This is a genomic window from Amycolatopsis sp. A133, assembly GCF_031082405.1.
Lineage (GTDB): Bacteria > Actinomycetota > Actinomycetes > Mycobacteriales > Pseudonocardiaceae > Amycolatopsis.
Map to the genome: position 1 here is coordinate 62,099 of NZ_JAVHJU010000020.1, position 26,088 is coordinate 88,186.

21 protein-coding genes are annotated in these 26,088 nt (G+C 72.3%); 12 read left to right on the top strand and 9 right to left on the bottom strand.

The features are described from left to right. Positions 1–44 precede the first annotated feature (44 nt). Entirely contained in the window at positions 45–761 is a 717-nt protein-coding gene (locus Q5425_RS16795; RefSeq protein WP_308673171.1) for a transporter substrate-binding domain-containing protein, read from the top strand. Positions 762–766: 5 nt separating this feature from the next. On the opposite strand, the gene Q5425_RS16800 is transcribed toward Q5425_RS16795, so the two are convergent. Then, complete coding sequence (locus tag Q5425_RS16800) at positions 767–1,276, bottom strand: DinB family protein (RefSeq protein WP_308673172.1); 510 nt, start codon at positions 1,274–1,276, stop codon at positions 767–769. Positions 1,277–1,444: 168 nt separating this feature from the next. On the opposite strand from Q5425_RS16800, the gene Q5425_RS16805 reads away from it, so the two are divergent. From Q5425_RS16805 to Q5425_RS16825, 5 genes are all read left to right on the top strand, one after another. Continuing rightward, entirely contained in the window at positions 1,445–4,405 is a 2,961-nt protein-coding gene (locus tag Q5425_RS16805; protein WP_308673173.1) for a hypothetical protein, read from the top strand. 110 nt (positions 4,406–4,515) lie between these two features. After that, positions 4,516–4,650 carry a hypothetical protein gene (locus Q5425_RS16810; RefSeq protein ID WP_308673174.1) on the top strand — a complete coding sequence of 45 codons (135 nt, stop codon included), beginning with the start codon at positions 4,516–4,518 and terminating at the stop codon, positions 4,648–4,650. A 114-nt stretch (positions 4,651–4,764) separates the two neighbouring features. After that, positions 4,765–6,357 (top strand): AMP-binding protein, encoded by a 1,593-nt coding sequence (locus Q5425_RS16815; protein ID WP_308673175.1) that lies wholly within the window; start codon positions 4,765–4,767, stop codon positions 6,355–6,357. 434 nt (positions 6,358–6,791) lie between these two features. Further along, entirely contained in the window at positions 6,792–7,886 is a 1,095-nt protein-coding gene (locus tag Q5425_RS16820; RefSeq protein ID WP_308673176.1) for a DnaJ domain-containing protein, read from the top strand. A 195-nt stretch (positions 7,887–8,081) separates the two neighbouring features. Beyond that, complete coding sequence (locus Q5425_RS16825; RefSeq protein WP_308673177.1) at positions 8,082–8,717, top strand: LysE family transporter; 636 nt, start codon at positions 8,082–8,084, stop codon at positions 8,715–8,717. Between the two features lie 47 nt (positions 8,718–8,764). Here Q5425_RS16825 and Q5425_RS16830 read toward each other — a convergent pair whose 3' ends face one another. Next, positions 8,765–11,236, bottom strand: a complete 2,472-nt coding sequence (locus Q5425_RS16830; RefSeq protein ID WP_308673300.1) for a M14 family zinc carboxypeptidase — start codon at positions 11,234–11,236, stop codon at positions 8,765–8,767. A 181-nt stretch (positions 11,237–11,417) separates the two neighbouring features. Between Q5425_RS16830 and Q5425_RS16835 the strand changes: the two genes are divergently transcribed. Next, the gene (locus Q5425_RS16835) at positions 11,418–12,077 is read left to right on the top strand and encodes a DUF998 domain-containing protein (protein ID WP_308673178.1); all 660 of its coding nucleotides are present in this window, start codon (positions 11,418–11,420) and stop codon (positions 12,075–12,077) included. A 9-nt stretch (positions 12,078–12,086) separates the two neighbouring features. On the opposite strand, the gene Q5425_RS16840 is transcribed toward Q5425_RS16835, so the two are convergent. Further along, positions 12,087–12,650, bottom strand: a complete 564-nt coding sequence (locus Q5425_RS16840) for an ester cyclase (RefSeq protein WP_308673179.1) — start codon at positions 12,648–12,650, stop codon at positions 12,087–12,089. A 76-nt stretch (positions 12,651–12,726) separates the two neighbouring features. Between Q5425_RS16840 and Q5425_RS16845 the strand changes: the two genes are divergently transcribed. Both Q5425_RS16845 and Q5425_RS16850 read left to right on the top strand, forming a co-directional pair. After that, entirely contained in the window at positions 12,727–14,028 is a 1,302-nt protein-coding gene (locus Q5425_RS16845) for a cytochrome P450 (RefSeq protein ID WP_308673180.1), read from the top strand. After that, positions 14,025–14,687, top strand: coding sequence for a TetR/AcrR family transcriptional regulator C-terminal domain-containing protein (locus Q5425_RS16850; RefSeq protein WP_308673181.1), 663 nt, complete (start codon positions 14,025–14,027; stop codon positions 14,685–14,687). The genes Q5425_RS16845 and Q5425_RS16850 overlap by 4 nt, the downstream gene beginning before the upstream one ends. On the opposite strand, the gene Q5425_RS16855 is transcribed toward Q5425_RS16850, so the two are convergent. The 6 genes from Q5425_RS16855 to Q5425_RS16880 all read right to left on the bottom strand — a co-directional run bounded on the left by Q5425_RS16855 (position 14,684) and on the right by Q5425_RS16880 (position 21,112). Further along, the gene (locus Q5425_RS16855) at positions 14,684–15,337 is read right to left on the bottom strand and encodes a GTP pyrophosphokinase family protein (protein WP_308673182.1); all 654 of its coding nucleotides are present in this window, start codon (positions 15,335–15,337) and stop codon (positions 14,684–14,686) included. The genes Q5425_RS16850 and Q5425_RS16855 overlap by 4 nt on opposite strands. Positions 15,338–15,502: 165 nt before the next feature. Next, positions 15,503–16,762: a hypothetical protein gene (locus tag Q5425_RS16860; protein ID WP_308673183.1), complete on the bottom strand. Its 1,260-nt coding sequence runs from the start codon at positions 16,760–16,762 to the stop codon at positions 15,503–15,505. 110 nt (positions 16,763–16,872) lie between these two features. Beyond that, complete coding sequence (locus Q5425_RS16865; protein WP_308673184.1) at positions 16,873–17,748, bottom strand: LLM class F420-dependent oxidoreductase; 876 nt, start codon at positions 17,746–17,748, stop codon at positions 16,873–16,875. Between the two features lie 76 nt (positions 17,749–17,824). Beyond that, the gene (locus Q5425_RS16870; RefSeq protein ID WP_308673185.1) at positions 17,825–19,123 is read right to left on the bottom strand and encodes an alpha/beta hydrolase; all 1,299 of its coding nucleotides are present in this window, start codon (positions 19,121–19,123) and stop codon (positions 17,825–17,827) included. A gap of 35 nt (positions 19,124–19,158) precedes the next feature. Further along, entirely contained in the window at positions 19,159–19,947 is a 789-nt protein-coding gene (locus Q5425_RS16875) for a hypothetical protein (protein ID WP_308673186.1), read from the bottom strand. Between the two features lie 163 nt (positions 19,948–20,110). Continuing rightward, positions 20,111–21,112, bottom strand: a complete 1,002-nt coding sequence (locus tag Q5425_RS16880) for a hypothetical protein (RefSeq protein WP_308673187.1) — start codon at positions 21,110–21,112, stop codon at positions 20,111–20,113. 59 nt (positions 21,113–21,171) lie between these two features. Here Q5425_RS16880 and Q5425_RS16885 point away from each other — a divergent pair, with 59 nt between their 5' ends. From Q5425_RS16885 to Q5425_RS16895, 3 genes are all read left to right on the top strand, one after another. Beyond that, complete coding sequence (locus tag Q5425_RS16885) at positions 21,172–21,753, top strand: TetR/AcrR family transcriptional regulator (RefSeq protein ID WP_308673188.1); 582 nt, start codon at positions 21,172–21,174, stop codon at positions 21,751–21,753. Beyond that, positions 21,750–22,748, top strand: coding sequence for a hypothetical protein (locus Q5425_RS16890; RefSeq protein ID WP_308673189.1), 999 nt, complete (start codon positions 21,750–21,752; stop codon positions 22,746–22,748). The genes Q5425_RS16885 and Q5425_RS16890 overlap by 4 nt, the downstream gene beginning before the upstream one ends. A 96-nt stretch (positions 22,749–22,844) precedes the next feature. Then, complete coding sequence (locus Q5425_RS16895; protein ID WP_308673190.1) at positions 22,845–25,985, top strand: family 43 glycosylhydrolase; 3,141 nt, start codon at positions 22,845–22,847, stop codon at positions 25,983–25,985. Positions 25,986–26,088 lie beyond the last annotated feature (103 nt).

Sequence of the window (26,088 nt, forward strand, 5' to 3'; positions counted from 1 at the left end):
AATCGCGGGGCGCGCGCCCGGTGCCGTCGATACCCTCGCCGGTCATGGGAGATCTTTCCGCCGTCGCCCGGGACCTCGCCCCCACCGGCACACTGCGCGCCGCCGTCAACCTCGGCAACCCCGTGCTCGCGCACGGGACACCGGCGGAGCCGGGCGGGGTCACGGTCGACCTCGCGCGCGAAACGGCCGCACGGCTGGACCTCCCGGTGGAGCTCGTCTGCTTCGACGCGGCCCGGAAGTCGTTCGAGGCGCTGACCTCGGGCGCGGCCGACCTCGGCTTCCTGGCGATCGAACCGGCCCGCGCGGCCGAGGTGGCGTTCACGGCGCCGTACGTCGTCATCGAGGGTGGGTACGTCGTAGCGGACGGCTCGCCGTTCGAGGCGCCGTCCGACGTCGACCGGCCGGGCGTCCGGATCGGCGTCAAGCAGGGTTCGGCGTACGACCTGTACCTGACCCGCACCCTCCGGCAGGCGACGATCGTGCGCGGCGAGGACGGCGTCACGGCGTTCGAGACCGAAGGCCTGGAGGTCGCCGCCGGGATCCGGCAGCCGCTGACCGCCTACGCCGCCGCCCACCCCGGGACCCGCGTGCTCCCCGGGCGGTTCATGGAGATCCGGCAGGCGGTCGCCACGACCCCGGACCGCCGCCCGGAGACGATCGTGTTCCTGGGCGAGCTGGTCGAGGAGCTGAAGGCGAGCGGGTTCGTCGCCGACGCCCTGCGCCGCGCCGGCCAGGACGCCACGGTCGCCCCGCCCGCCTGACGGCGTTATCTGCCGGTCACGCCGTCGACGAGCTCGCGGCCGACGTCGACGTGCCCGGCGTGCCGGGCGAAGCTCTGCACCAGGTGGAACAGGATCCACGCGAGCGTCGGGTGCTCTTCGGCCCCGCCGCGGCGGGTGGTCCGGACCGCCCGGGCGTCCAGCGGGGTGACCGCGGCGACCCGGGCGCAGTTGTCCCGCTCGGCGCGGAAGAAGGCCGTGATGTCCGCCGAGGATTCCTCCGGCGCGACGAACCACTCCTGTTCGGCGGTGCGCGGCCAGGAGAAGTCGACGTCCTCCCCGGCGAACAGGTACCGGATCCAGAAGCGTTCGGTGCAGGCGAGGTGCTTGACCATCCCCAGCGGCGTCCACCCGGACGGCACCACGCTCCGGCGCAGCTGGTGGTCGGAGAGGCCCTCGAGCTTGCGCAGGACGGCGGCGGCGTTGTGGTCGAGGTACCCCAGCAGAAGCGCGCGCGGATCGGCCAGGGTGGGCGGGGGCTCGGGCGTCTCGACCATGATCAAAAACTAGCGGCCGGCGGCCCGCGGTGCGGCGATCCCGCGCCCCCACGACGGGGTGACCCGGGACCCGGGGGTCCCGGGAAAACGTGACAGTTCGCGGACAACTCCGCTCGACGGGCAGCGCGGACCGGGCGCCCGGCCGGCTCATCCCCGGATGATGGCCCGGTGACGGAGAATTCCGCTTCGGGCCGGTTCACCGGACCGGTGGTCCAGATCGGGACGGTACGGGGTGCCGTGCACGCCGGCGGATCCGGTCCGGTGCGCAGCTACTACCTCACCCGGGTCGAATCCTTTGCGCCCCGGTGCCTGGTCGGTCGCGACGAAGAACTCGCCGAACTGGCCCGGTTCTGCACCGACCCCGGCACCGGAGGGGCGTATGCCTGGTGGCGGGCCGAGGCCTGGTCGGGGAAGTCGGCGCTGCTGGCGGCCTTCGTACTGGATCCGCCGCCCGGGGTGCAGCTCGTCGCGTTCTTCATCACCGGGAGCCAGCCCGGCCAGAGCGATCGCCGGGCCTTCGTCGACAACCTGCTCGAGCAGCTCTGCGCAATCCGGGAAATACCGCTTCCGCAGTCGACGGACTCGACGCGCGAGACGCAGCTGCGGGGCCTCCTCGCCGAGGTCGCGGACCAGTGCCGCCGGCGCGGTGAGCAGTTCGCGCTCGTCGTGGACGGGCTGGACGAGGATCACGGCCTGGACGGCAGCCCAGACACCCACAGCATCGCGGCGCTGCTCCCGGAGCACCCGCCGGCGGGGATGCGCGTGATCGTTTCGGGCCGCAGCAGCAGGCCCCTGCCCACCGACGTCCCCGACGACCATCCCCTGCGCGAGCCGGCGATCATCCGCCCGCTCGCCCCGTCCGCAAAGGCCGGCGCCGTGCGCGATGCCAAAGAACGCGACCTGAAACGTCTCCTCCGCGGCGCTCCGATCGAGCAGGACGTCCTGGGCCTGATCACTGCGGCGGCCGGCGGCCTCACCGCACCGGACCTGGTCACCTTGACCGGCGCCATGCCCTGCGACATCGACGACTGCCTGCACACCGCGACCGGGCGCAGCTTCGCCTGCCGTCCACCGGAGCGTCCCGGGCTGACCGACGAGGTCCACGTCCTGGCCCACGAGCAGCTCCTGGTCACCGCGCGGGAGATGCTGGGGCCCCGGCTCGCGGGCTACCGGCAGCGCCTGCACGAGTGGGCGGACGGCTACGCGGACAAGGGATGGCCACCGGACACGCCCGAGTACCTGCTCCGGGGTTACTTCGCGCTGCTCCTGGCGGAACAAGACGTGCCCCGCATGCTGGCCTGCGCCACCGACCCGCATCGTCACACCCTCGCCCAGGTCCGCGCGGGCGGCGACGGCGCCGCGCTGAGTGAGATCACCGCGACGCAGAACTTGATCCACGCCTCCGGGCCGCCGGACCTGGTCGCCCTCGCCCGGCTCGCGGTCCATCGCGTGCACCTGCTCCGGGGCAACGGCCGGGTGCCACCGGCCCTGCCGTCGGGCTGGGCCAAGCTCGGCCACCTGGACCGGGCGGAAGCGATGATCGCCGCCATCCGGCACCCGTTCGACCGCATCCGGGCCTTGATCGCGACCGCGGCGGTTTGCCGCGCCAAGGGACACCCCAGCCAGGCGGCGAGCCTGCTGGATCAGGCGGAGGAACACGCGGCCGCGCTCAGCCAGTTCTTCGGCGCCGGCCCGGTGGTTTCGCTCGCCAAGGCGGCCGGCCGCGCCGGCGATCACGAACGCGCACGCCGCGTAACGGCACTCGTGCAGAACACCGCCGAACGCGCGGAAGCACTCGCGCTGCTGGCCGGCGATGCCGCCGCCGAGGCACCGGACCGGGCGGACGCGCTCCTGGCCGAAGCCGGGAAGCTGCTCGAAGGCGAGGAGCAGCACGGATCCGCGGAGGCGCTGAGCGCGATGGCCGCGGCCGCCGCCGAACTGGGCCGGCCGGACCATGCCGCGGACCTGCTGGAGGACGCGGAAACCACGCTCTCGACGGCCCGCCTGGCCGGGCGGACCACTTTTGCCGGCCCGGTGGCGGCCGACGCCGCCCGGGCCGGTGACGACGAGCGCGCCCTGCGGATCCTGGACACGCTGGAGGACGCGGAAAAGCGGGAGGAATGGCTGGGGGAGATCCTTCGGATCACAGCCAAGCAGGACCGCCACCGTGCCGAAGCCATCGCCCGGACGACGTCGGAGCCCGTGCGGTTGGGCGCCCGGCTGGCGGAAGTCGCTTCGTCGATCGGCACGAAGGACCCGGCCGGGGCGGCCCGCCTGAGTGCCGAGGCACTACGCATCGCCCTGGAGGCGCCGGACGCTCTCCAGCGCCGGAAAGCCCTGATCGCCGTCGCTCCGACGCTCGCGGAAACCGGGGACCCGCAGCGCGCGGCGAAGATCGCGCGGGAGTACGCGGAAAAGGGCAACGACGCGCAGGCGCTTTTTGTCGTGGCGGCCGCCCTCCTCCGGGCCGGCAGCGCGGACGAAGGCGCCGAAGTCCTCCAGCTGACCGAGCGGGTGGCCCGGGGGCTCGTCGGCGAGTACGACCAGCGCATCTCCGTGCTGTGGATCAGAACGATGGCCGACCACGAAGACTTCGACCGCGCGGAGCGCCAAGCCGCTCTGTTGACCGATCCCACGGCGCGGGCGTCTGCCTGGGCCGCCATCACCGAAGGCGCGGTGGCGGCAGGCGAGCTCGACCGGGCCGAACGCACGCTGGCCCGGGTGGCCGACCCGGCGCTCGAGTGGCGGCCGCGGCTGGACGTGCTCCGGGCCCTCTTGGCGGCCGGCCTGCCGGAACGCGCGCGAGCCGTCGCGCGGAACGCGGCCGATCCCCCGGACCGCGTGAACGCGGTGCTGCTGGTGGCGAAGCAGACGCGTGACGGTGATCTGCTCGACGAAGCCGGGCGCCTCGCCGAGGCGCAGCCCGACCCCGTCGAAGCGATGAACGGCCTGCTCGAGGTGGTCGCGGTAGCGGCGGATCGGGGTGACCGCGACCGCACGACGGCCCTGATCGACCGCCTCCGGCCCCTCGCCGCGCACTCGGCGAAGACCCGGCCGGCGATTCCCGCCCGGCGGCCCGGAACGTCCGGCAGGTCCTCGAGCTCTGCTCGGGCCGGATCCGGAGCCTGACCGAGCTCGGCCAAGAGGTCTCGACGTGGAGGGGCCTCAGTAAGGATTGGACGCGCAAGACAGCGACCTCCGCGGTCCCCGGCCGGTTCCCGGCCACCGACACCCGGGGCTTGTCCCCGGAGCGGGCGCTGGCGAAGCAGCTGGTCGAGCACGACTGGGCCTACGTCGTCGAGGACCTCGTCGACCGCTGCCCGGAGGCCTACCCGGCGATCATCGCCGAACTCGATGTGCTCGCCGGCGGCTGAACCGACCCGTATCGCTGTCTCGTTGCCGCCGTCAACGATGCGACATTGCGTCTTCTCGACGGTCGCAACGAGTGCTACGTTCCTCGTGGGGCAGGTCGAGACCGAGGAGCTGCGATGAGGCTTACTCCCAGCGCTCACACCGACTCCTTCTGCCGCGACCGGCTGCCGCCCGGTGAGCAATGGCCGCGGCTCGTGTTCGACCTGCCGGAGCTGCACTACCCCGAGCGGCTCAACGCCGCGACGGTGCTGCTCGACGACACCGCCGCCCGCCTCGGCCCGGACCGGCCCTGCCTGCGCTCGCCGCAGGAGGTGTGGACCTACGGCGAAGTCGTGGCGCGTGCCAACCGGATCGCCCACGTCCTCACCGCCGAGCTCGGGGTCGTGCCCGGCAACCGCGTGCTGCTGCGCGGCACCAACACGCCGTGGCTCGCGGCGTGCTGGCTCGGCGTCCTCAAGGCCGGGGCCGTCGCCGTCACGACGATGCCGATGCTGCGCCGCGGCGAACTGGACAAGATCGCCGACCGCGCGCAGCCGTCGGTCGCCCTGTGCGACGAGCGCCTGCTCGACGAACTGCCGCCCGGGCTGCCCGTGGTGTCCTACGGCACCGAGCGCGCCGAACTGGCCGGACGCTGCGCCCGGCACCCGGCGGCCTTCGCCGACGTGCCGACGGCCGCCGACGACGTCGCCCTGCTCGCCTTCACCTCCGGCACGACCGGGACGCCGAAGGCCACCATGCACTTCCACCGCGACCTGCTCGCCATCGCCGACACGTTCTCCCGGCACGTCGTGCAGCCCACCGCGGACGACCTCTTCTGCGGCACCCCGCCGCTGGCGTTCACCTTCGGCCTCGGCGGCCTGCTGGTGTTCCCGCTGCGCGCCGGCGCGTCGACGCTCCTGCTGGAACGCGCGACCCCCAAGGAGCTGGCGTCGGTCGTCGCCGAGCAGGCGGTGACGGTGCTGTTCACCGCCCCGACCGCCTACCGCGCGATCCTCGGCGCCGGCGACGGGCCGCTGCTGGCCGGGGTCCGCCGCGCCGTCTCCGCCGGGGAAGCGCTCCCCGCCGCCGTGGCCGAGCGGTACCGCGAGGTCGCCGGATCGCCGTTGATCGACGGCATCGGCAGCACGGAGCTGCTGCACGTGTTCATCTCCGCGGCCGGCGCCGACGTCCGCCCCGGCCGGACCGGCAAGGTCGTGCCCGGCTTCCGCGCCGCCGTGCTGGACGCCGACGGCCGGCCGGTGCCGGACGGCACGCCGGGACTGCTCGCGGTCCAGGGCCCCACCGGCTGCCGCTACCTCGGCGACCCGCGGCAGACCGACTACGTCCGCGACGGCTGGAACATCACCGGCGACACCTACGTCCGCGAACCCGACGGCTACTTCCGCTTCGTGGCGCGCAGCGACGACATGATCGTCTCCTCCGGTTACAACATCGCGGCTCCCGAGGTCGAGGAAGTGCTCCTGACGCACCCGGACGTCGAGGAGTGCGCGGTCGTCGGCACGCCCGACCCGGACCGGGGCGCCGTCGTGACCGCCTTCGTCGTGCTCCGGCCGGGCGCCGCCCCGGGCCCGGACGTCGTGCACGCCCTGCAGGAGCACGCCAAAGCCGTTGCCGCGCCGTACAAGTACCCGCGCCGGGTGCGCTTCCTCGACGCGCTGCCGCGCAACGCCAGCGGGAAGCTGCAGCGGTTCCTGCTGCGCGAGCGCTGACGGGGGTGACGGGCCCGCTGCCGAGGTGGGGTGGCGGTGGGCCCGTCACGTCTGAGGGGGTTCGAGGACATGCCTCCATCGTAGGCGAGCTTTCGAACATCTGTTCGCGGCTATTCAGGTGAAATCCGGCTACGAAAAGTGACCAGGAAGCCCGCTTTCCCGGCCGGCGCAACACTTCCGGGTGACATATGGTCCTCAGTGGACACTCCCGGACCACCGCAAACCCCGTCGCACCGCCACGCCGGACGTCGTCACGCGCACGCATGCGGCGGGTACGCCGGAGCGCGCAAACCCCGCGCCGTCAGCGGTAAAACTCCCACACGGCGCTGACCTGCGCCGAGGAGCATCACCCGCACGCGCCGCCGAGGCGGTGACAGACCCCGTGGCCCGACCCCATAAAGTCTTCGCGCAGCCATCCGGAGGTGAACGCCCGCGTGCCCGAGGTCGACTACTACGAGGTGCTCGGCGTCCGCCGGGACGCCACGGCGGCCGACGTCAAGACGGCCTACCGCCGGCTGGCCAAGTCCCTGCACCCGGACGGCGGCGGCACGGTCGGCACGTTCCGGCTGCTGCGCGAGGCCTACGACGTCCTGAGCGATCCGGTCGCCCGCGCCCGTTACGACTCCGGCGGCGCGGCCGTGGTGCCCGTGCCGGTCCGGCCGCGCCCCCGCCGCCGCTTCGGCGACGAGCCGGGGTTCGTCCCCGACCTGCCCGAACTGGACGCCGAGGACCTGAGCTGGTGGCACTGCGCCGGCGAGGACACCCGGATGCGGCACGGCCGCCGCAGCGGGCCCGGGCACACGCCGGTGGTCGCCGCGATCGCCGGGATGGTGCTCGTGCTGCTGCCGCTGGTGACCGGGGTCGGGTTTTCCCCGCCGGTGCTCGTCGTCTGGCTGCTGCTGACGGCCGGCACGGCGTTGCTGGTCCAGCGGCTGGCGCGCGGGTACCTGCGGGCCGCCCGGGACCGCGAGGCGTACGCCGAGGAGTTCGGCGGCCGCACGGTCTTCGGCGCTCCCGGCACCGAGCGCGACGAGCTGGCCGAGCGGCTCACCGCCGACCTGCTCGAGGGCTACCTCACCCGGCTGCCCGGCGCCCGCATCTTCCACGGCCTCGCCTGGCCCGGTTCGGTGTTCGCCGACGTCGACCACGCGGTGCTGTGCGGGAAGCGGCTGGTGCTCATCGAGTCGAAGCTGTGGCTGCCGGGCCACTACGAGACGGCCGAGGACGGCCGGCTCCTGCGCAACGGCCGCCCGTTCCGCGGCGGCGGCAGCCGGCTCGCCGAAAGCCTCGCCGCCTACCGCGGCCTGCTGCCCGACGTGGCGCTGAGGGGCGCGATGATCGTGTACCCGAGCCGCAGCGGCGACCTGACCACGGCCGACCCGGGCGACCTGCCCGTCGCGCCGATGACGCCGGAGGAGTTCCTGCACGAGATCGGCGAGTGGCTGGCGGCGGATCCGTCCACAGTGGATCACCCGACGCTGAGGACGATGCGCGACCAGGTCGTCGGCGGAGGCGGCCGGGCCGCGTGAGCCAGGTTCCCGAGCGCCCCAATGGGGCGTTCGGTGCGTCCAACGCACCCAATGTGGCGTTCGGTGCGTCCGACGCACCCAATGCGGCGTTCGGTGCGTTGGACGCAACCAACGCCACATTGGGGCGCTTGCCGGCAAGGGAGGCCGACCCGCCTCGGCCCGGTCCGATGAGCCCGGTCCGATGAGCCCGGCCTGATGAGTCCCGCCGCTACCCTCGCCACCGTCCTCCTGGCCTACCTGCCGGCCGCCGTCTCCCCCGGCCCGAACTTCGTGCTCATCGTGCACACCGCCGCCACCGGAACCCGGCGGGCCGCGGTTGCGATCGCGCTCGGCGTGGTCGCCGCGGGCGGGCTGCTGGCCGCGGTCGCCGTCTTCGGGCTGGGCGGTGTCCTGGCACGCACGCCGTGGCTGGCCACGGCGTTGCGCGTGGTCTGCGGCGCGTACCTGGCGTGGCTCGGCGCCCGGCTGTGGTGGCGCGCCCCCGCCGACCCCGCCACACCCGCCAAACCGCCGGACCAGGCAGTGAGCACCCCGGACCGCCCGGGAACCTTCTTCCGCCGCGGTGTGCTGAGCAACCTGACCAACCCCAAGGCCGTCGCGTTCTTCGGCAGCGTCCTCACCGCGACGCTCCCGCCCACCGAACCCACGGCCGTCAAAGCCGCCGCGGTCGCCCTGATCGTCGCCGCCTCGGCCGCCTGGCACCTCGGCGTCGCCCTGCTGTTCTCCTCCCCCGTCACCCAGCGCTGGTACGCCCGCGCGGAACCGGCCCTCAACCGCGTCGTGGGCACGGTTCTCGTCGTCCTCGGCGTCACCCTGGCCGTAACGCCGTGAAGGCCTCCCCGCGCGAGCGAGGAGGCCTTCACGTACCGAAAACCGGGCTACCGGACCCCGCCCGACGCGCGCTGCTTCTGCGCGTGCGCGGAGCGGGTGCAGACCTCGCCGACGTCGACCGTCTGGCCGCGGTCGGCGTAGACGTCCGCCACGCCGACGAGCTTGCCGTTCGGCGACGAGCAGGTCAGCTGGTAGGCCTCCTTCGTCCCGTAGGTCGGCGGGATCGGCGACGAGAACGACACGTCCCCGGCCCAGTCGTCGACCGCGGCCGGGTTCGCCTGGTCGTAGTTGACCACCACGGCCTTGTAGTCACCGGCCGGCGGGTCGAACAGCACGGCGTGCTCGGACGTCGTGCCGCCGTTCGCCGACGAGCTGACCAGGTTGCCCGCCGCGTCGTAGATGAACAGGTCCCAGTCGGTCGCGGTGTTCGCCCAGTTGATGTTGACGCTGAACTTCCCGTTGTCGACCTTCGGCAGGCCGTCGACGTGGAAGGTGAACGAGTCACCCGCCGGGTCCTCCGGGTAGTTCTGGTTGATCGGCGGCACGCCCGCCGGGTTCGTGACCGCGAAGCCCTGCTGCGCGGGGCCCTGCGGGTCGCGCCCGTACCGGCCGGCCACGTACGGCCGCGTCGACGGGTTGACCGACCAGGCGAAGCGCCCGCCGGTGGCGGTGAACTTCGAGTTCAAGTCGTCGGTGATGTAGATCGGCGGCTTGGTCGAGCCGTCGGGCTGGATCACCGGCGACGTCGGCGTCTGGAACGTCTTGTGCAGCTTGAGCTGGTAACCCTTCGGCGCCGAGCCGATCAGCGTCGAGTGCTGCTGCGGGTCGGCCGCGTTGCCCAGCATGTCCAGGAACGCCTGCCGGTTGCCGCCCTTGCCGGCCCCGGCCGCCGGGGCCAGGCCCGCGTACTCGGCCACGACGCTGTCGGCGTAGGGCCCGTGGAAGCCGTTGCCGCCGACCTCGATGGTGAAGCCCCAGCCGCCGGTGGCCCAGTACGACCAGTCCTCGGTGGTGCCGGTGGTGTCGTAGAGCGCCCAGCTCGGCTCGCTGGTGTAGCCGTTGCGCGAGGCCAGCTTGTCGCCGAGGGCCTTGTACTGCGGTTCCTCCAGCGGCGGGCGGATGTCGGCCACGCCCGGCGGGCGCAGCACCAGCGCGGCGACCGTGTGCATCGTCATCAGGTTGGTCACCTGGCGCGAGGACACGATCGAGCGCACGTTGCGCACCTCGGGCTCGCTGAACGGCGCGGACCCGCGGAAGGTGTCGCCGCTCCAGGCCAGCTCGGCGCCGGCGCCGCCCCAGAAGCCGCCGTAGTTGCGGTTGGGGTCGGTGCCGCGGAGGCGCCCGCCCGGGTTCGCCTTGCACACGCCGGTCGCGAACTGCGGCGGCGAGTCGTTGACGTTGCAGTTCTTGCGCTTCATCTCGTAGTCGAACCGGGTGAAGTCACCCTTGGGCTCGGCCTCGCGGGAGATCTCGAAGCCGTCCGGGTTGATGATCGGCACGACGATGTTGCGCGTCTTGCTCACCAGCCCGCGGATGGCTGCGTCGCGCGAATAGCCGTTGACCAGCTCGTACGCCCATTCGATGACGTGCTCACCCGCCGGCCACTCCCGGGCGTGGTGCACGCCCATGGTGAAGTTCACCGGCTTGCCGTCGGTCACGTTCTTGACGTCGGTGGCGATTTCGACGCCGACGACGTCCCGGCCTTCCCACGTCGATTCCGGCATCGTGAACGCCGAGACCAGGTTCGGGTTCTTGCGCGCCAGTTCCTTGAGCTCGTAGTTGTACTCGTAGAGGTGCCGGTAGCCGGTGCGCCCGGAGGGCAGCGCGGTCGCGGCGGTCTTCGCGGCGAACTCGCGGTCGATCTTCGCGTCCCGGATCGACTTGGCCGAGAGGTCCGCCTCGATGACCTTCGACTTGAAGCCGCTGTCCTTGAGCGTCTTGCGGTCGGCGTCGTCGGCGAGCACGACCTCGACCCCGGTCGCGTCACCCTTCTCCGTGACGTCGAGCCCGAGGGCGGTCAGCTTGCCCTTGTCGGCGCGCGTCGGCGTCTCGACGCGGACGAGCTCCGCGCGCTGGACCGCCGGCGCCGCACCGGTCGGCGTGCCCTGCGGCGTCAGCGCCAGGAAGTCGACCCCGAGCTGCGCCTGACGGGCCGAGCCACCGTACCGGCAGCCCTGGACGACGAGCTCCTGCCCCTTTTTCACGAAGCTTTCAGCGAGTTCGTGGCTGCGCAACGCGGCGGAGGCGGCGACCACCGCGCCCGTGGCCTTGTCGAAGACGGCGACGTCCCAGTCGCCCTCGGCGCCCTGCGCCGGCTGCAGCCGCGCCTGGACCAGACCGTCCACGGTGGACGTCAGCTCGCGGCGATCGGTGCCCGAGGTGCCCTTGGGCAGCACTTTCGCGAAGCACGAGCGGGCCACCGACTTGTCGGCGCGCAGGACGTTCTGCGCCGCGCCGGCGGTGCCGGACGGCAACGCGACGAACGTTCCGGCCAGCGCGACGGCCGAAGCCAGCAGCACTAGCCGTCTTGGTGAATTCCCCACGGAAAGCGACCTCCTTGACCGAGGCCGGCACGCACGGACGTACCGGTAGCGGAGGACCATAATGGAGGAAATCCGGCCGGGGACACCGCCGTAAGTCGGACAGCGTGCACCCTGCTTTTCACCGGGAACTCAACCACCGGTCGGCTACTGTGCGCCCATGGTCACGGTCCCTGCGCGGCGAGTGTCGGTCGCGGTCTCCCTGACGGGCATTGCGGCCTTGGTGATCGGCGCCGGCCTGGTGCTGCTGCTGCAGGTCATCCCGCCGACCGACGAGATCAGCGCCACCCGCCGCACGATCAGCGAGTACGGCCTGTCCGACCACAAGCGGGTCTTCGACGTGGCGGTGGTCCTGGTCGCGCTGGGCTCGGCGGCCGGCCTGGCGGTACTGCGCGGCCAGCGCCGCCTCCCGGTCCCGGCGGCCATCCTGGGAACACTGTGGACGGTGGGGCTCCTGGTCATCGTGGCGTTCCCCAAACCGGACTGGGCCACGGTCTCCCGCGCCGACTTCGGCGGCACGCTGCACCGGATCGCCAGTGTGGTGGCGTTCGTGGCGCTGCCGTTGGCGGTGCTGGTGGCGGCGCGGACAGCGTTCCCGTCGTCGCCGGGGCGTCGCCGGCTGGTGCGCGTGCTGGCGGTCGTGTCGCTCGGCTGGTTCGCGGTGATCCTGGGCGCGGTGGTGGTGGCGGCGCTGGAGGACGGCCGCTGGTGGACGTTGATCCCGCTCGGCTTGGTGGAGCGGGGAATGGCGGTGACGGAACTGCTCGCGCTGGGGGTGCTGCTGGCCCCGGTCGCGGAACGGCCCGGACGAACGCAGTGAAACGCGCCCTCAGACAGCACGCAGCTCCGGCTCGACCGTGTCGACCAGCCGCGGGTCGGGGCGCCCACCGGACATCGCCAGGAACCCCCGCGCCACCCGCACCAGCAACAGCCAGTTCTTCAGCTTCTTCTTGTCCACCCCGCCCACCAGCTGCTTGAGCATCGACAGCGTGTCGAAGTAGATCCGCTCGCACACCAGCCTCTCCTGCGCGTCGAACACGAAGTACGCCGTCATGCGGACGCGGAAGCGCGACCCCGTCGGCGGAACCGGGCCCAGCGGGCCCAGGTGCGTGCCCAGCAGCCAAAACTCGACCACGACCGCGTCGGCGCTGTGGCGCAGCGCGATCAGCTCGTGGTGCTGGTCGGGGAACGCCGTGCGCGTGTCGTGGTAGTAGCCGCGGACCGCCGTGGCGCCGTCGTGGACCGTCATCGTGGCCACCACCTCGTAGTGCGGGTGGGGGAACGTCGACAGCGTGGCGTCCCAGTCCTGGGCGGCTTCGTCGCGGAAGTGGTCGAGCACCAGCTTCTGCCGGGCCGCGAGGACTTCGGGGGCGGGGATGTCGAACTCGCTCATCGGAACTCCCATAAATCTACGCCGTAGGTAATCGACGATAACCTACACTGTAGGCACATCGACCGGAGGGGAAACCATGACCGCGGCTCTGGCCTGGACGAAACCCGTCGTGCGCTGGGGCCTCGGCCACGCACTCCCCCGTACCGTGCTGCGCCGCGAGGCCCGGCGCGGGGACCTGCAGGGCCGGATGGTGGTCGCCGCGGCCGAGGGGCAGGACCTGACCGGCCTGTTCGAGGAAATCCGCGCGGCCGGCCCGCTCGCCCGTACCCGCTTCGGCTGGATGACCACCACGCACGCCGCCGTCCGGGAGGTGCTGGCCAGCGACGATTTCCGCGTCGGCGTCATCGGCTCCGACGGCTCGGCGCTCGGCCGGCTGGTCGAGTGGTCGGCCGGCGAGCACCTGCACCCCGTCCGGCCGCCGTCGCTGCTCGCCGTCAACCCGCCCGAGCACACCCGCTACCGCAAGCTCGTCACCGGCGTGTTCACCGTGCGCGCGGTCGAGCAGCTGCGCGGGCGGGTGCAGGAGATCGCGGACGGCCTGCTCGACTCGCTCGACCCCGCCGCCCCGCTCGACCTCGTCGAGTCCTACTGCGGCCTGCTCCCGGTCACCGTCATCAGCGAAATCCTCGGCGTGCCGCCGTCCGACCTCGGCAAGGTGCTGTCGCTGGGCGCGGCCGCCGCGCCCAGCCTCGACCTCGGGCTCGGCTGGCGCACCTTCCGCGACGTCGAAACCGCGCTGGCCGAGTTCGACACCTGGCTCGGCGAGCACCTCGACCACCTGCGCCGCCACCCCGGCGACGACCTGTTCAGCAAGCTCGTCGCGGCCCGCGACGGCGGCGTCGGCCTCACCGAAACGGAACTGAAGTCCACCGCGGGCTTGGTGCTGGCGGCCGGCTTCGAGACGACCGTCAACCTGCTCGGCAGCGGCATCGCCCTGCTCGCCGCCGACCCCGCGCAGCTCGCCGTGCTGCGCGAACGGCCCGAACTGTGGGGCAACACCGTCGAGGAGGTCCTCCGGTACGACCCGCCGGTCCTGCTGACCGGCCGCGTGTCGACGCGCGCGACCGAGGTGGCCGGGGTTCCGCTGCCGCGCGGCGCGCTGGTGACGACCGTGCTGGCCGGCGCCAACCGCGACCCCGGGGTGTTCACCGAGCCGGGCGTCTTCGACGTCACCCGGGCCGGCGCGCGCGACCACGTGTCGTTCGGCGCCGGCCGCCACCACTGCCTGGGCGCCTCGCTGGCGCGCATGGAGGGCGAAATCGGGTTGCGCACGATCTTCGACCGGTTCCCCGGCCTGCGCGTGCTGCCCGGGGGCCGTCGCCGGTCGACGCGCATCCTGCGCGGCTACGAACACCTGCCCGCGGTGCTCTCCCCGTGACGGGCCGTCGCGGGCGTCCGCCCAAGGACGCGGACGCCCTGTCGCGCGACCGGATCCTGCGGGAGGCGCTGGCGCTGGTCGACGAAGAGGGCCTGGCCGCGGTGAGCATGCGCAAGCTCGCGCGCCGGCTCGGCGTCGACCCGATGAGCCTGTACAACCACGTCGACGGCAAGGACGCGCTGCTGGACGGGATCGCCGAGGTCCTGCTGGCCGCGATCCCCGCGCCGCCGGCGGAGGCGGACCTGCGGGAGACGATGTCCGCGCTGGCGCACGGGTTCCGGGCCGCGATGCTCGGCCACCCGCGCGCGGCGCCGCTCGTGCTCACCCGCCAGCTCGCGTCGATGACGGCGCTGACGCCGGTGGAGACCGTGCTCGCGCCGCTGCTCGCCGCGGGTTTCCCGCCGGACCGCGCGGTGCACGGGCTGCGGGCCGTGCTGGCGTTCCTCATCGGCACGCTGATGCGGGAGGTCGAGGCCGCGCCGACGTTCAGCGGCACCGACCCCGACGGGGCCCGCCGCCGGCTCGCGGAACTCGAAGCCTCGGGGCTGCCCGCCGTTTCGGCGGCGGCGCCGTTCCTGGCGGTGTGCGACCACGAAGCGGAGTTCGAGTTCGGCTTGCGGATCCTGCTCGACGCCCTCGGCGCGATGGCCGTGCGTTAGCGGATGCGTTCGTGCAGCGCGGCCATCCGGCGGTCGAGGTCGGCCGCGGTCCGGGCCGCCGCCGAGAGTTCGCCCGCGAAATCCGGCGGCACGCTGTCGCGGTACTTGTACGACAGCTTGTGCTCGACCGCCGCCCAGAAGTCCATGGCGATGGTGCGCAGCTGCACCTCCACCTTGACCTTTTCCACGCGGTCGGACAGGAAAACCGGGATGCGCACGATGAGGTGCAGGCTGCGGTAGCCGTTCGCCTTCGGGCTCGCGATGTAGTCCTTGGTGCGCAGCAGCTCCACGTCGTCCTGCGCGGTGAGCATGCGGGCGACTTCGTAGACGTCGGAAACGAACGGGCAGACCACGCGGATCCCGGCGATGTCGTCGAGGGCGCCGGCCGCGGAGACCCAGTCGGTGCCGAGACCGCGGCGGTGCACCTTCTCCTTGATCGCCTCCGGCCGCTTGACCCGGCTCGTGATGTGCTCGATCGGGTCGTGCTGGTGGACGAAGTCGAACTCCTCGCTGAGGATCCGCAGCTTCGTCATCAGCTCTTCGATGGCGAACTTGTACATCAGGAGGAAGCGAGGGAGCTGCCCGGCGACGGCGAGCTCGTCGGCCACCTCGCGCAGGGAAGCGTCCTCGGCCGCCGGGTCGGTGGTCACTGAAGCCTCGTGCTGTCGTCGGTCGTTTTCCGAGCGCCAGCGTACTGCGCTCAACGTGGTGAACGAACGGCGACGGGCCGGAGTTCCCGCCGGTCACCGGTTCGGGTCACCCGCGCCCGGCCCGGACCGGCGGTGGTGGCCGGTCCGGGCCCGGCGGGTTGCCGGTCAGCGCCCCATGGGGACCGTTTCGGCGGTGGCGGCCGCGACGCACCGGGCGGCGACCGCACCGGCCTCGTCTTCGGCCTTCTGCTGGGCCTTCTTGTCCTGGGCCTTCTGGTTTTCGGCCTTCTTGTCTTCGGCCTTGTGGTTCTGGGCCTTCTGGTTCTCTTCGACGGCCATGCCCTGCTGCTCGGCCGCGGCAGCGGGGTCGGCGGCCTGGGAAACGCAGTTCAGGACGGCCGCGCAGTCCTCGGCGGAGAGGTCGGCCTGTGCTGCATCTTCCTGCTTCGCCGCGTCGTTCTGCTCGGCAGCGTCCTTCTTGGCGGCCTTGCCGTTCCGGTCGGCGGCGTTGTTCTTGGCGGCCATACCGTTCCGCTCGGCGGGCTCGTTCTCGTCGGCCATGCCGTTCTCCGCGGCCATGCCGTTCTCGTCGGCGCCGCTGCCCGCGGCCATGCCGTTCTGCTCGGCAGCGTCCTTCTGCTCGGCCATGCCCTGGTGGCCGGCCATGCCGTTCTGGTCGGCGGCGTCGTTCTCGGCCTTGCCGTTCTGGTTCGCCATTCCGCCGGCGTCGGCCACGCCGGCGGCCTGGGCCAGGCACTTCTGGACCACTTCGCAGGCCTGGGCGGCAGCGGCGTCCTGGTCGGCCGCGGCGTCCTGGTCGGCCGCGTCCTGCTGACCGGCCATGCCGTTCTCGTCGGCTGCACCCTTCTCGGCCGCCGCGCCCTTCTTCGCCGCCATGCCGTTCTCGTCGGCCGCTGCGCCCTTCTTCGCCGCCATGCCGTTCTCGTCGGCCGCGGCGTTCCCGGCACCCATGCCGTTCTCGTCAGCCATACCGTTCCCGGCACCCATGTCGTTCTCGCCGGCCATGCCGTTCCCATCGGCCAGTTCGGCGCCGTCGGCTTCCTTCCCGGCCGCGGCCTCCTGCGCCGCTCCGACGACCGCCGCGCATTGGGCCGCCACCTCGTTGGCCGCCACCTGCTTCGCGCAGCCCGCGGCTTCGCGTCGCTGCTCGATCTGGTCGACCACCGCCTGGCGGTTCGCTATCCGCGCTTGCGATTGGGCGTCCGGAGCCGTGCGCTGGCTCGCGATGAACGTCAGGTTGTTCTGCAGCGCCGTGTCCAGGCCACCACAGCTTTCCGTGGCCGCGTTGCTCGCCGGGCTGGTCAGGGCGATGGCCGTGGCCGTGGCGCCCGCTACTCCCAGCAAAGCGACCAGTCCGATCGTCGCGGGTTTGCGGTGTCGTCCTGCCGTGCGCACGTGGGGCATCAGCCCCTCCTCTCTGGTCGCCACCTCACCAGGGCACACGGCTCACCCGGCGAAGCGGTTCACCCGGAAGGAAAATTCCCCACGTGTCCACTGTGGACAAACAATCTGGCTCAGCCGAGGCCGGCCAGCTGCGGCACCACCGGCGCCATACCCTCGATCCACGCGGCGGGCGACCCCGACGTCGGGGTGACGATCGCCGTCTGCACGCCGAGTTTCGCGTAGCCCGCCATGGCTCGGACGAAGTCGTCGCGGGTTTCCGGGGTCGGCCGCGGGTTGTTGGCGAGGATCGTCTTGCGGATCGTGTCGTAGTCGCGGCCGAGGTCGTCGCAGTGGCGGCGCAGCACGTCGAGCTTGTGCGCGACGTCCTCGACGGAACTGCCGAAGAGGTTGCACGCGTCGCCGTACCGGGCGACCAGCCGCAGCGTCTTGCGCTCCCCGCCGCCGCCGACGAGGACCTTCGGCCGGTTGATCGGCTGCGGCGAGCACAACGTCTCGGCCAGCCGGTAGTGCTTGCCCTCGAACGGGCTGTTGTTCTCCGGGTCCCACATCTGCGCGCAGATGCGCAGCGTCTCCTCCAGCCGCTCGAAGCGCTCCGCGACCGGCGGGAACGGCACGCCCATCCCCTGGTGCTCGCGCTCGAACCAGGCCGCCCCGATCCCGAGGACGGCCCGGCCGCCGGAAAGGACGTCGAGCGTGGTGACGATCTTCGCGAGCAGCCCGGGGTGCCGGTAGGTCACGCCGGTGACGAGCAGGCCGAGGTCGATCCGGGACGTGTGCGCGGCGAGGAAGCCGAGCGTGGTGTAGCCCTCCAGCATGTTCGACTCGGCGGGCAGACCGGTGGGCTCGATCTGGAAGTAGTGGTCCATGAACGACAGCCAGGTCGCCCCGGCCTCTTCCGCCGCGGTTCCCACGCGGGCGAGCTCACCGGCGATGGCGGTGGTCCCGCCGTCGATGTCGAAGATGGGGAGGTGGAAACCGAGTTCCATGGAACGTGCTCCTGACGTGGTCGGTGGAGGCCCACGCTAAGACCTGGAGCGCGCTCCAGGGCAAGCCCGGATCCGTTCAGCCGACGGCGGCGGCGAAGAAGTCCGCGACTTCGCGCTCGGACGACGGCCCCTCGGTCACCGGCACCCCCGCCGCGCGCAGGCGGGTCGCGAACTCGGCCGACTTCCGGCCGCCGTCGAGCAGGAACGGGGGTGCGCCCGGGCCGGCGTGAGTCAGCGGACTGGCCGCGCGCAGCGTCGACGGCGAGCGGCCCAGCGCCATGAGCACCGACGCGCGGGTGAGGGGGTCCAGCCCCGCGAGGTCGAAGCCGGCCGGGGCCGCCACCGCGGCCACCGCGCGGACCGTGCTGTCCTGGCCGGCGTACTGGCCGGTGTCCGGCCCCCGCGCGACGCCGAGCAGGGCCGCCAGGGTGCCGCCCGTGCCGCTGCCCCACACCGCGATCCGGGCCGGGTCGACGGCCAGCGCGGCCGCGTTGGCCTTGAGGAACCGGACCGCGCACCGGGCGTCGGCGAGCGGGGCCGGCCACGGGGCCGCGGGCGCGAGCCGGAAGTCGATCACGGCGACCGCGAACCCCCGGGCGATCAGCTCGTCCCGCAGCGGGCCGGACCACGAGCCGGCGAGCAGGGCCCCGGGACCGCCGGGTTTGCGGTTGCCGAGGACCAGCCCGCCGCCGTGCAGGAAGAGCACCACCGGGGCCGGCCCGCCCGTCCGCTGCCGGTAGAGGTCCATGGCCAGCGGGATCCCGTCGGGGCGGCAGTACTCGAAGGTGCCGGGACCGTCGTCGAGCAGCGTCGAGGCGGCGGTGCCGGTGCTGCCTTCGCCGGCCGCGACGGTGCCCGCCACGCCGGTGGCGAGCACGGCCACGACCACCGGGAACAGCACGATCCACGCCGCCACCCGCCGCGGCGCGGACGGCCACGGGTGCGCCCGGCGCCGGGCGACGACGAGGAAGCCGAGCACCGCGACGACCTGCAGCCCGGCGGCGACCCAGTCGGTGAAGCCGGCCACCGTGTCCGCCGGCTGCCAGGGGTCCAACCGCGTCAGCAGGCCGAGCGGACGGCTCAGCACCCACAGGGCGAAGCCCGCGAACGCCGCGAGCGCGCCGAAGTGCGCCGTCTTGCGGGTGGGCCACCCGGACACCGCGACGACGGCGACGATCCCGACGGCGGCCACCGCGCCGAAGAGCATCGCGTACAGCTGCCAGATCCGCCAGAGCCCGGGCAGCGCGGCCGCCGGGATCACCGCACCCCCGAGCGCCGCGAACACCGCCGTGACCAGCACCGGACCCCGGCGCAGCGGCGGCGGAACGGTCGCCGGCGGGCGGTACGCACCGCGCTGCCCGCCGACGACCTTCATAGCGCCAGTGTCACCCTGGTCGCGCGCGAGCGCACCTACCGACGGGCCGCGGTGTAGTTCCGGAACAGCAGGTAGGTGTCGAGGATGTCGGCCGAAGCGCTCTGGACCGACCGGTAGATCCCCCACTTGGGGCGGACGTAGTCGCCCTGGCCGGGGGAGTTCACCCCGCTCATGCTGCCCTGCGCGGCGATCGGCGCGCCGGCTCCGGTCCCGGTGCGGATGACGCACGCCGCCTTGCCCTTCGAGCCCGGCGTGAACGTCCACTCGACGGTGATCCACTTGTTCCGCAGCGGCGCCAGGTCCGTGGCCGCGATGCTCGGCGAACCCGAGTTGGCGTAGGCGCGCGCGTTGAGCATTTCCTTGCTGCCGCTGCGGGTCAGGTCGAGCGTCACCCACGGGCCGCCGTTGGTCGAGGGCGTCTTCGTCTGGAAGATGTGGGTGAACTTGCTCGTGCCGTGCAGCGACGACGGCAGGTACATCTCGTAGGAGATCGTCCACGTTTCGCCGTCGTGCATCTTGAGCGCGGGGCCGTTCTGCACCATGCCCTTCGACTCGGTGCGCTGGCGGTCGCCGCCGCCGGTGGTGTCGCGGTCGTCCTTCCAGATGTTGAAGCGGTAGTGGTCGCCTTCGACGACAACGTACTTGCGGTCGGGGTGGTGGTGGCCGCGGTCGGCTTCGATGCCCTCGAAGGCCTTCAGGCCGTCGGTGGCGGGGTCCGGGTGCCACAGCGGGGCCGCCTGGGCGGGCGTGCCCAGCACGAGCGGGACGGCGAGAACGGCGAGGGCGAACGAGCGCAGGGCGGCCCTGCGGGGGAAGTGCGGCATCGTCGGTGTGTCCTTCCTGGCGAGCAGTTCGGCAGGGGTGCACATCGGTCGGCGGACGGGCCCGGAAACCGGGCTGGACATCCGATGTCTTGCGCTATGAAGTTAGAAGGGACACCGCCTTCTGTCAACGCCACCCCGATTATCGCGCTGGTTCGCCAAGAATTCATCGGACCTCGTAGCAGGCGGCCAGCGCACCGAAAGCCGCCTTCGGTTCCCACGGCACGTCCGGGTACGCCTCGCCCGTTCCCTCCTCCAGCACCTTCACCACACCCCAGCTCGCCATGTCCAGGTCGGTGCGGGGATCGGCCCGGTGCACCAGGCCGTAACACACGAACGTGCAGGCGAACGCCGCGTCGACGCCCTCCGCCTCGAAGATCTCCACCAGTTCGCGCAGGTAGCGGGCCTGTTCCTGCTCGTCGCGGACGTACTCGCCCTTGAGCCGGACCGGGACGTCGCCGTCGTACTCCACGATTTCGCCGCAGCGGGCCCCCAGGTCGGCCGCGCCCCGGTAAGGCGTCACGCCGAACTCCGTGATCGCCACCGGCTTGCCCGCCGCGACGAGGCTCCGGACGCCCTCGCGGTAGCCGGCCTCGACCTCCTTCGACCGGTGCGCGTCCACCGAGACGATGTCGAAGGGCGCCCAGTCGACGCGTTCCAGGGGAACCGCCGCGTACGTGACGCGGCCGCCGAACCGGGCGCGGACCGCCTCGACCGCGCGGGCCAGGAACGCGTTGACGCGGGCCGGGAGCCCGGCGACGAGGTCACGCGAGGCCAGCAGCCGCCCGACCCGGCCGGAAACGCTTTCCCCGGGCAGGAAACCGTGGTTGAACAGGCTCAGCTCCGCTCCGGTGACGAACACGACTTCGGCGCCGGCCGAGCGAAGGCGTTCGGCGCGGGCCGCACCGTCGGCGAGCAGCGCCAGGATCTCGTCCGGGGTCCGGTCCCACGGGAACGGCGAAAACCAGATCTCCAGCCCCAGCTCGGCCGCCTCGCGGCCGGCGTGGTCGATCCGGTCCAGGTCGGTGCCGATGAGCCGCACCGCCGTGCAGTGCAGGTCGTCGCGGATGATCGTCAGCTCGCGGCGGACGAGGTCCGGGTCGAAGGGCCGGTTGAACCGCCCGCCGCGCTCCAAGCCGGTGTCGTAGCCGATGCCCTTGGCCCGCATGAGTGCTCCCGTCTTTAAGGTACGGTTCGTACCGTACCGTATCGGCTAAGGTGGTGCCCATGGCCGCACCGAAGACCCGGCGCCGGGGCACCGACCTGGAAGAGGCGATCCTGCGCGCGGCGGCCGGCGAACTCGCCGACGGCGGTTACCCCGGCCTGACCATGGAACGGGTCGCCCAGCGCGCCGGCACCAACAAGAACGCGATCTACCGCCGCTGGCCGAACCGCGCCGCGCTCGCCGTCGCCGCCTACCGCCACCTGGCCGAGGACACCCTCAAGCCACCCGGCACCGGCAACCTCCGCGAAGACGCACTGGCCCTGCTGCGGGCGATCAACTGCGGCCAGACCTCGCCCGCCGCCCGGATCCTGCGCGGCCTGCTCACCGGCGTGGGCGACGAACCGGAACTGCGGGAGCAGCTGCACGAACAGGCCGTCCGGGGCGGCACCGACACCTGGCTCACCCTCGTCGGCGAGGCGGTGGCCCGCGGCGAGGCCCGGCCGGAGGCCCTGCACCCGCGCGTCGCGACCGTCGCACTCGTGCTGCTGCGCCACGAATTCCTCACCCGCGGACTGACCACAGTGGACGACGGCGTCCTGGTCGAGATCGTCGACGAGGTCTACCTGCCGCTGGTGCGCGCGTGACGCACCGGCTCGCCCGCCACGGCAAGATCGCCGCCGCCCTGGCCGAAGCGGGTGACGATCTCCTGGCCGCGGCCCGCCCGCTCGGCACCGGGATCGGCGGGTCGACCTGGCTGCTTGAGGTGGCCGGCGAACCCGTCTTCGTCAAGCGGGTCGCGCTCACCGACGTCGAGCTGGCGAACCCCCGCTCGACGGCCGACCTCTACGGGCTCCCGCCGGAGTGGCACTACGGAGTCGGGTCCGCGGGCGGCGGAGCCTGGCGCGAGCTGGAAGCGCACCTCATGACCACGGCGTGGGTCCGCAGCGGCGAGTGCAAGAACTTCCCGCTCCTGCACCACTGGCGGGTGGCGCCCGGCCTGCCCCGGCCCCGCCCCGACATCGAGGCCGACGTGGCGTTCTGGCACGGCGACGACGGCGTGCGGCGAAGGCTGGAAGCCCTCGCCACAGCCACCACCGACCTCGTGCTGTTCCTCGAGTACCTGCCGCACAGCCTGGCCGCGTGGCCGGGGGGCGACCTGCCGCTCGAAGACGACCTGCGGCGGATCACCGGATTCCTGGCCGCACGGGGAATCCAACACTTCGACGCGCACTTCGCCAACATCGTCACCGACGGCGAACGGCTCCACCTCACCGACTTCGGCCTGACGGTGGCGCCGGAATTCGACCTCTCGGCCGCCGAGGCGCAGTTCCTCGCCGACCACGCCGAACACGACCGGGCCTACGTCCTGACCCACCTGGTCAACCGGACCGTCCGAGGCCTGCGCGAGTGGCCGGATCCCCGCACCCGCAACGACTTCGTCCGCGCGTGCGCCGCCGGCGCGGTAGCGCACCCGGACCCGCTCCTGCGGCGGTACGCCCCGCTGGCCGCGGTCGTCAACGACTTCTACTTCGCGCTCCACACCGAGAGCCGGAAGACGCCGTACCCGCGGGAAGAGATCGCCCGTCAGCTGGCCCGCGCGGACCTGCCGGCACCCGGGGGCCATCCTTCCGGCTCTTGACCGCCGGACGCCACCGACCTAAAGTCAGCGTACCCCGATCCATGTTAACGTTAACATGCACCGGTCCCCCGACGTGCCCCGAAGGAACCGACAACGATGAAGTTGTTCTCTCCACGCCGTTTCGGCGTCGTGCTGGCCGTCGTGGCCGCACTCGTCCCCCTCGGCAGCGCCGGCGCCGGTGCGGCGCCGTCTTCCGCTTCCGGCCCGGACCTCCGCGCCGCCGCGAGCACGCTGTCCGTACCCGGTATCGACGACGTCCGCGGCAACCTCACGCTGCCGGTGAGCGGCCCGGACGGCACGAGCGTCGCCTGGACGTCGTCCGCGCCTTCGGTGATCACCCCGACCGGTGAAGTCACCCGGCCGGCGACCGGGGCCGCGCCCGCGAAGGTCGTCCTGACCGCGAAGGTCAGCCTGGGCCGGCAGAGCACCACCCGGCGGTTCACCGCCACGGTGGTCCCCAAGCCCGCCCAGGAACCCCTATCCGGCTACAGCTTCTTCTACTTCACCGGCGAAGGCACCTCCAACGGGGAGCAGATCTACTCGGCGCTCAGCCGCGGCAACGACCCGCTGAACTGGACCGAGCTCAACAACGGCCAGCCGGTGCTGAAGTCGAGCCTCGGCGAATTGGGCGTGCGCGACCCGTTCATCCTGCGCTCCCCCGACGGCGACAAGTTCTACCTGCTGGCCACCGACCTGCGGATCTACGCCGGCCGCGGCTGGGACGCCGCCCAGCGCACCGGCAGCCGGTCGATCATGGTGTGGGAGTCCACCGACCTGGCGCACTGGTCGCGCCAGCGCAGCGTCCAGGTCTCCCCGCCGACCGCGGGCAACACGTGGGCACCGGAGGCGTTCTGGGACGCCAAGCGCGGAACCTACGTCGTCTACTGGGCTTCGAAGCTGTACGCGGCGAACGACCCGAACCACCTCGGGGACAGCTACAACCGGATGATGTACGCGACCACGCGGGACTTCGTCACCTTCAGCGCGCCCCAGGTGTGGATCGACCCGGGCTACTCGGTGATCGACTCGACGGTCATCAAGAACCAGGACACCTACTACCGCTTCACCAAGGACGAGCGCAACAACACCTCGTCGACGCCGTGCAGCAAGTTCATCACCGAGGAGAAGGCCACCGACCTGCTCGACCCGCACTACGGCTTCGTCGCCGACTGCATCGGCAAGGCCACGGCGACCGGCCCGGGCCTGTCCGCGGGCGAAGGGCCGACCGGGTTCAAGTCCAACACCGAGAACAAGTGGTACCTGTTCATCGACGAATTCGGCGGCCGCGGCTACGTCCCGTTCGAGACCACCGATCTCAACTCGGGCAAGTGGACGATGTCGGCCGGTGCGCACCTGCCCGCGTCGCCGCGCCACGGCACCGTTCTGCCGGTCACGCAGGCCGAGATGAACCGGCTGAGCGCACCCCCGGCGCCGCCGAAGGCCGACGCGAACGGCCTCGTCGCGCACTGGCCGCTCGACGCGAAGTCGGGCACGGTCGCGACCGACTCCACCGGGCACGGGTACGACGGCGCCCTCGCCGGTGACGTCTCCTGGGCCGGCGGCGCGCTGGCCTTCGGCGGCAAGAACGGGCACGTGCAGCTGCCGGACAACCTGCTCACCGGCGCCGCCGCGGCCACCGTGTCGGCCGACGTCCTGGTCGACCCGGCCCAGCAGACGCCGTACTTCCTGTGGGGGCTGGGCAACACGGCGAAGGACGGCACCGGCAACGGCTACCTGTTCACCACCGGCGGCACCGCGAGCGGCGGCTTCCGCGGCGCCATCGCGACCGGCAACTGGACCACCGAGCAGGCGGCCGGGGCGGGCGGGCTGCCGCGCGGGGTCTGGAAGAACGTCACGCTCACCGTCGGCAACGGCGTCGAAGTGCTGTACCTGGACGGCGTCGAAGCCGCCCGCAACACGAACGCCACGATCAAGCCGTCGGACCTCGGCGGCGGCGTCACGGCGGCGAACTACCTCGGCCGGTCCGTGTACGCGGGCGACAAGACCCTGACCGGCAAGATGAAGGACGTGCGGCTCTACAACCGGGCGCTGTCCGGGCTCGAGGTCGCCACGCTGCCGTCGAACAGCACCGCGATCCGCTCGGTGCAGCTCGACGCCCTCAAAACGCCCGCCGTCATCGACTCCGGCGCCGGCACGGTCGTGCTGCCGGTCAAGCCCGGCACCGACCTGCGCCGGCTCGCGCCGGAGTTCACCCTGGCACCGGGCGCGACCATCAAGCCGGACAACGGGAAGCCCGTGAACCTCGGCTCGCCGAAGCGGTTCACGGTCACCGGCGCCGGCGGTGACCGTCGCGTGTGGACGGTCGAGGCGCACGAGGTGCGCAGCCCGGTCCTGCCGGGCTACCAAGCCGACCCGAACATCGTCGCGTTCGGCGACACGTACTACCTGTACCCGACCACCGACGGCTTCGACGGCTGGAGCGGCACGAAGTTCTCGGCGTGGTCGTCGAAGAACCTCGTCGACTGGAAAGACGAGGGCGTTATCCTCGACCTCGGCAAGGACGTCGGCTGGGCCGACAAGAACGCCTGGGCGCCGACGATCGCGAAGCACAACGGGAAGTACTACTTCTACTTCTGCGCCGAGGCCAAGATCGGCGTCGCGGTGAGCGACTCGCCGACCGGCCCGTTCGTCGACTCCGGCAAGCCGCTGATCGCGACGAACCCCGACGGCGGCCAGGCCATCGACCCGGCGGTGTTCCTCGACCACACCGGACAGCCGTACCTGTACTGGGGCAACGGCAACGCCTACGTCGTCCCGCTCAACGACGACATGGTGTCCTACGACCCGGCGAAGATCACCCGCCTGACCGGCCTCGACGGCTTCCGCGAGGGGCTGTTCATGGTGGAGAGGAAGGGCACCTACTACCTCAGCTGGTCCATCGACGACACCCGCAGCGAGGACTACCGCGTCGGCTACGCCACCGCGCCGAGCCCGGCCGGGCCGTTCACCAACCGCGGCCTCATCCTGAGCAAGGACGCCCACCTGGGCGTCCTCGGCACCGGGCACAGCTCGATGCTGCAGGTGCCGGGCACCGACGACTGGTACCTCGCCTACCACCGCTTCGGCATCCCGGGCGGCGACGGCACCCACCGCGAGACGACGATCGACAAGCTGACCTTCCGCCGCGACGGCACGATCGCCCCGGTCGTCCCGACGCTGGAAAGCGTGCGGCCGCAGCGGATCCCGTGGCACTGCGGGGCGGTCCGCGCCAGCTGAGGGGTCACCCGACCCGATGAGACGGAGATCACCAGCGGCGGCGTTTACCCCGGTCCGGCCGGGGTAAACGTCAACCGTTCGGGTTGCTCAGCTGCTTTCCGCC